The organism is Devosia insulae DS-56 (assembly GCF_000970465.2).
GTDB lineage: Bacteria > Pseudomonadota > Alphaproteobacteria > Rhizobiales > Devosiaceae > Devosia_A > Devosia_A insulae.
In genome coordinates, this window is record NZ_LAJE02000270.1 from 1 (window position 1) to 6076 (window position 6076).

Annotated in this window: 5 protein-coding genes; all 5 read left to right on the plus strand. The window is 65.4% G+C overall.

Annotated elements, in window-relative coordinates; translation table 11 throughout:
• The first annotated feature begins 85 nt into the window (after positions 1 to 85).
• The gene (gene ligD, locus VW23_RS18995) at positions 86 to 2554 is read left to right on the plus strand and encodes a DNA ligase D (RefSeq protein WP_069911117.1); all 2469 of its coding nucleotides are present in this window, start codon (positions 86 to 88) and stop codon (positions 2552 to 2554) included.
• Positions 2555 to 2563: 9 nt separating this feature from the next.
• Positions 2564 to 3496 carry a non-homologous end joining protein Ku gene (ku, locus tag VW23_RS19000; RefSeq protein ID WP_069911118.1) on the plus strand — a complete coding sequence of 311 codons (933 nt, stop codon included), beginning with the start codon at positions 2564 to 2566 and terminating at the stop codon, positions 3494 to 3496.
• A gap of 199 nt (positions 3497 to 3695) precedes the next feature.
• A complete protein-coding gene (locus VW23_RS19005; protein ID WP_069911119.1) occupies positions 3696 to 4775 on the plus strand; it encodes a tetratricopeptide repeat protein in 1080 nt (359 codons plus the stop codon).
• On the plus strand, positions 4775 to 5419 hold the full coding sequence (locus VW23_RS19010) for an alpha/beta hydrolase family protein (protein WP_069911120.1): 645 nt from the start codon (positions 4775 to 4777) through the stop codon (positions 5417 to 5419). The genes VW23_RS19005 and VW23_RS19010 overlap by 1 nt, the downstream gene beginning before the upstream one ends.
• The coding region (locus VW23_RS19015) for an exodeoxyribonuclease III (protein ID WP_069911121.1) at positions 5416 to 6076 on the plus strand (661 nt) is incomplete at its 3' end. The genes VW23_RS19010 and VW23_RS19015, both read left to right, overlap by 4 nt.

The window sequence follows — 6076 nt, forward strand, 5'->3', positions numbered from 1 at the left end:
CAACCCCTCCCCTCAAGGGGGAGGCGAGCTCGCGGCCGGAGCCAAAGCACTGCAATTCAATCGTGAAATGCTCTAGCTTCATACCATGGCCGAGACCAAGCTCAACAAGTACCGCGGGAAACGCGACTTCTCCAAAACCACGGAGCCCGCCGGTGGCGCGGTGGCGTCCGGCAGCACGCGCTTCGTGGTGCACAAGCATTCGGCCACCGCCGACCACTATGACCTCCGCCTCGAGCATGATGGGGTGCTGCTGAGCTGGGCGGTGCCGCGCGGCCCGTCGCTGAACCCGGCCGACAAGCGGCTGGCGGTGCATACCGAGGACCATCCGATCGAATATATCGACTTCGAGGGGGTGATCCCTGAGGGCGAGTATGGCGGCGGGCCGATGATCGTCTGGGATACCGGCGACTGGGCGCCGATGGAGGATGTCGACGCCGGCCTCAGGAAGGGCGGTTTCAAGTTCCGGCTATGGGGCGAAAAGCTGAAGGGCGGCTGGATGCTCACTAAGCTCAAGGGCCGCCCGGGCGACAACGACAAGGAAAACTGGCTGCTGTTCAAGGAGCACGATCCGGCCGTCGATACCGAGACCGATATCCTCGCCGAGCGGCCGGAAAGCGTGAAATCCGGGATGACCACCGAGCAGTTGCTGGAGGCGGCGAAACCGAAACCGGTCAAGCTGCTGAAGGCCTCCGCCGTCACGGGCGCGGTGAAGGTGCCGCCGCCCGAGCAGGTGGAGCCACAGCTCGCCGCCTCGGCGACCGAGCCGCCGCAGGAGACGAGGGCGGCGCAGTGGGTGCACGAGATCAAGTTCGACGGTTATCGCACCATCGCCCATGTCATCGACGGCAAGGTGAAGCTGATCACCCGCAGCGGCATCGACTGGACCAAGCGCTATGGCGACCTGCCCAAGGAGTTCGCCAAGCTGCCGATGAAGCAGGCGATCATCGATGGCGAGATCGTGGTGCTGGACGAGAAGGGGATCTCGCGCTTCTCGGCGCTGCAGGATGCCTTGTCGGAGGGGGCGGGCAGCAAGCTGCATTTCTATGCCTTCGACCTGCTCTATCTCGATGGTTACGACCTGAGGGGGGCAGGGCTGACTGACCGCAAGCAGCTGCTGTCGCAGATGCTGGGCGGGCACATCAGCGGGCGTTCGGCGATCCAGCTCAGCGACCATGTCGAGGGTGACGGCGAGGCGCTCTACGAGCGGGCCTCGGCACTGGGGCTCGAGGGGATCGTCTCGAAGCGGACCAACGCCACCTACCAGTCGGGGCGGACCACCACCTGGGTGAAGGTGAAGGCCAAGCCGGTCGGCGACTTCGTCATAGCAGGATATACCGTGTCGGCGGCGGCCGAAGGGCTGGCCTCGCTGGCGCTGGCCGAGTTCGTCGATGGCGAGCTCGAGTATCGTGGCAAATGCGGCACCGGGTTCGATGCGCCGATGCTGGCGCAGCTATTGCGCCGGCTCGAGCCGTTGCAGGATCCGGCGCTGAAGCTCGAAGGGGCGCCCAAGGACATCATCTGGGTGCAGCCGGTGCTGCGCTGCAAGGTGCACTACGCCAACATCACCTCGGACAAGCTGCTGCGGCACTCGGTGTTCAAGGGCCTGATCGAGACCGAGCTCACCGCCTCGGCGGCGCCACGGCAGCGGCTGATCACCGATGCCGACCTCGCTTCCATTACGATCACCAACCCGGAGCGGCGGCTGTTCGGCAAGAGCGGGCCGACCAAGCTCGATATCGCGGTCTACTATGCGGCGGTTGGCGATTTCATGCTGCCGCATCTGTTCAACCGGCCGGTGTCGCTGTTCCGCTGCCCGACCGGGTTGTCGAAGGACTGCTTCTTCCAGCGCCACGCCTTCAAGGGCATGCCGAAGAGCATCAACGTATTCGAGACGCAGAATTCCGATGAGGAAGACAAGACCTACCTTACCATCGAGGACGCCAAGGGCTACCTGGCGCTGGCGCAGTTCGGCGTGGTGGAGTTTCATGCCTGGGGCAGCCACCTGACGCATCTCGACAAGCCCGACCGGGTGACCTTCGACCTCGACCCGGGCGAGGGGATCGAATTCCGCGAAGTGGTGGAAGCGGCAGTGCACCTGCGCGGTGAGCTCGAGGCGTTCGGGCTGGTGCCGTTCGTCAAGACCTCGGGCGGCAAGGGCCTGCATCTGGTGGTGCCGATCGAGCCGAAGCAGAACTGGAAGCAGGTGCACGCGGTGACCGGCGAGATGGCCGCGACGATGGCCAAGACCGCGCCCGACACGTTCGTCACCACCATCGGGGCGCAGAACCGCAAGCGCCGCATCCTGATCGATATCCACCGCAACGCCCGCAGTGCCACGGCGGTGTCACCCTATTCGCTGCGGGCGCGGACCAATATGCCGGCCTCGACGCCACTCGACTGGCGCGACCTCGAAAGCATCGACGCTCCGGTGGATTTGAACTACTCTACGCTTCCGGGATTATTAACCACGTCCGGCGATCCGTGGGCCGAGATTAACCTGTCAGCCCGGCCTCTGCCTGCATCATCCAAGGCTGGACGTAGTACGCGCGCGTAGGAGACGAAGGTGGCACCCAGGGCAAGCTGGAAAGGCTATATCAAGCTGAGTTTGGTCAGCTGTCCGGTGAAGATGTATCCGGCGACGAGCGCGTCGGAACGGATCACCTTCAACCAGCTGCACAAGGACACCCACAACCGGATCAACATGAAGCCGGTCGACCCTGAGCTGGGTCTGGTGGAGCGCAGCGACCTCGTCAAAGGCTATGAGTACGAGGACAAGCAGTACATCATCATCGACGAGAGCGATCTCGATGCGGTGCGGATCGAATCCAACCACACCATGAACATCGAGGCTTTCGTCGACGAAGACGAGGTCGACGTCATTTACCAGGACGCGCCGTATTACCTGGCGCCGGATGGAGCGATGGCGGAAGAAACCTTCGCCGTGCTGCGTGAAGCGATGCGGCAGTCGGGCAAGCTCGCCATCGCGCGGCTGGTGCTGACCAACCGCGAGCGGGTGATCACCATCGGAGCGCGCGAGAACGGCATGTTCGTCACGGTGCTGCGCAACCCGAGCGAGGTGCGCGGCACGGCCGAGTACTTCGGCAACATCCCCGAGGTGAAGCCGGACCAGGAAATGCTCGATCTCGCCGAAAAGCTGATCGAGCAGAAGGTCAAGGAATTCAATCCTAAGGACTATGAGGACCGCTACGAAGTCGCGCTGATGCAGATGATCCGCGAGAAGCTCAAGGGCCACAAGCCGATCATCGCGGCAGCGCCGGAGCGCGGCAATGTCATCAACCTGATGGATGCCCTGAAGGCGAGCCTGGGACAGGCCAAGCCCGCCGCGCCGAGCAAGGCCAAGGCCGAGCCCGCCGCGCCGAGCAAGGCCAAGGCCGAGCCGGCGGAGAAGCCCGCAGCGAAGAAGCCGACGCTGAAGGAAGCCGTGGCGGCGTCCAAGGCGGCGGCGGCAAAACCGGCGGCGAAGAAGAAGGCGTAAGGCCGGTGTGCTTGGCGCCCCTCACCCTAACCCTCTCCCCAGAGGGGCGAGGGGACGCGCTTTGCACCGGCAGTGCCACATCGCCCCCTCGCCCCTCTGGGGAGAGGGCGGCGGAGAGGCCGAAGGCCTCACCGCGGGGTGAGGGGCGCCAAGCACACCGGGCTGGCGGATCACCCATACAAAGCTGTAGAATCAGCTGATGCGGAAATCGGACAGCACTGTCGGTATCGTGGGAGCGCTCAGTGCGTTTCCGCGACGGCTGGCGGCGCGGGCGATGGGGACCAAGGGCAGCCGGCTGCGGCGTGGCCTGACCCGCCATACCGGCACGCTGGTGCTGGGTCGGACACTGCTGGACAAGCTGACCGACGCCGAGATCGAGGCCAAGGTCGCGAGCTTGCGCGAAACCGACGCGACGCTCCTCAGCGAGAACGGCTTTCTGCGCTGGCTCGGGCTGTTGAGCGCGCCCGAGCAATCCAACCTCAGCCGGCAGTCATTGCTCGATCAGAGTAAGCTCGATGCCCGCGCCTTTGATCTCCTGGTGCTGTTCGACGCCTTCGAGCATCACGCCGAGCCCTTCTCGTTCCGCGACCTGATCCTGTCGCGCAAATATGCCGGGCTCCTGGCCGGCGGCGCCACCTGGGGGGCGATTGCGCGCTCGGTGCATCGCTCCGGGCCGGTGCAGTCGCTGACCGCGATGTCGCTGCACCCGGGCGGGCCGAAGCGCATCCGGGCGCTGATCGGCGACCAGCCGGCCGAGCTCGATGGACAGCGGCTCCTGGCGCTGGCGCCGATCGAGGACGAATCCGAGGAGTATTTCTCGCTCGCCGAGGCGGCCGAAGCGGCCGGGCTATTTGCCGAGGCGGCGGTGCTTTACGGGCACTGCCTGTCGATCGACCCCAACGATTCGGTGGCGGCCTATAACCGGGCCAATTGCCTCAAAGCCGCGAACGACAATTCCGAGGCGGCGAACGCCTATATGCAGGCGATCAAGCGCGACCCGGATTTCGTCGAGGCATGGTTCAACTATGCCGGGCTGCTGCGCGAGGAAGGCAAGATCGCCATCGCGCGCCAGCACCTGAAGACGGCGATCGACATCGACCCTGACTATGCAGATGCGATCTACAACCTTGCGACGCTCGAATATGACGCCGGCAATCTCGGCGAAGCGCGGCGCTGGTGGGTGCGCTATCTCGAACTCGACCAGGACTCGGACTGGGCGAAGACCGCCTCGCGCGGTATCGCCTATGCGGACCTTCACACACGGAAATCGGCTGGCTGATGACGACCAGTTTTCTCTTTGACGGCCCCGAGGATGCTCGGGTGACCATCCTCCTGGCGCATGGCGCCGGGGCGCCGATGGACTCGGCCTCGATGAACGCCACCACCAAGGCGCTGGCCGCGGCCGGCTTCCGGGTGGCGCGCTTCGAGTTCGGCTATATGGCGGGGCGACGGGCCGAGGCGGGCAAGAAGCCGCCGCCGAAGGCCGAGACGGTGATGCCGGAATATGTGGCGGCGATCGACGATCTCGGACCGACCACCGGGCCGCTGCTGATCGGCGGCAAATCGATGGGCGGCCGGGTCGCCAGCATGATCGCCGATGCCGAGTTTGAAGCCGGGCGGATCGCCGGGCTCGTCTGCCTCGGCTATCCGTTCCACCCGCCGGGGCGGCCGACGCAGTTGCGCACCAAGCACCTGATCGGGCTCAAGACCCCGGCGCTGATCTGCCAGGGCACCCGCGACGAGTTCGGCGTGCCGGACGAGGTCGCGACCTATGGGTTGTCGCCGCAGATCGAGGTGAAGTGGCTCGAGGATGGCGACCATGACCTGAAACCGCGCAAGGCCATTTCGGGGTTCTCGACTGCCGATCACCTGAAGACGGTGGCCGACAGCGTCACGGCGTGGGTCGGGCGCATCGCGCCTTGAAGGTCGCCACCTTCAACATCAACAACGTCAACCGGCGGCTGGACAATCTGCTCGCCTGGCTGGACGAGGCCGAGCCGGATGTCGTCTGCCTGCAGGAGCTGAAGGCGCGGGATCACCAGTTCCCGGCAACGGCGCTGGCCAATGCCGGCTATGGGGCGGTGTGGCGGGGCGAGGCAAGCTGGAATGGCGTCGCCATCCTCGCCAAGGGCGTCGAGCCGGTGCTGACGCAGGAGTCGCTGCCGGGCGACCCTGAGGACGCACAGGCGCGCTACATCGAGGCGGCGGTGAACGGGGTGGTGATCGCCTCGCTCTATGCGCCCAACGGCAACCCGCAACCCGGGCCGAAATTCGACTACAAGCTCAGCTGGGGCGAGCGGCTGATCGCGCATGCGGCAGAGCTGTTCGACAGCGGAGTACCGGTGGTGCTGGCGGGCGACTACAATATCGTGCCAGAGGCGCGCGACATCTACGTCACCACCTCGTACCGCGACAACGCCCTGGTGCAGCCGGAGAGCCGCCAGCAGTTCCAGCGGCTGCTCGAGCAGGGCTGGACCGACGCGCTGCGGAAGAAATTCCCCGATGCGACGCTCTATACCTTCTGGGACTACATGCGGAACCGCTGGCCGCGTGATGCCGGGCTCAGGCTGGACGATAGGG

Excerpts from the sequence above, each read along its gene's own strand:
- ligD (WP_069911117.1), top strand. The coding sequence starts at position 86 with ATGGCCGAGACCAAGCTCAACAAGTACCGCGGGAAACGCGACTTCTCC.
- VW23_RS19005 (WP_069911119.1), top strand. The coding sequence starts at position 3,696 with ATGCGGAAATCGGACAGCACTGTCGGTATCGTGGGAGCGCTCAGTGCG.
- VW23_RS19010 (WP_069911120.1), top strand. The coding sequence starts at position 4,775 with ATGACGACCAGTTTTCTCTTTGACGGCCCCGAGGATGCTCGGGTGACC.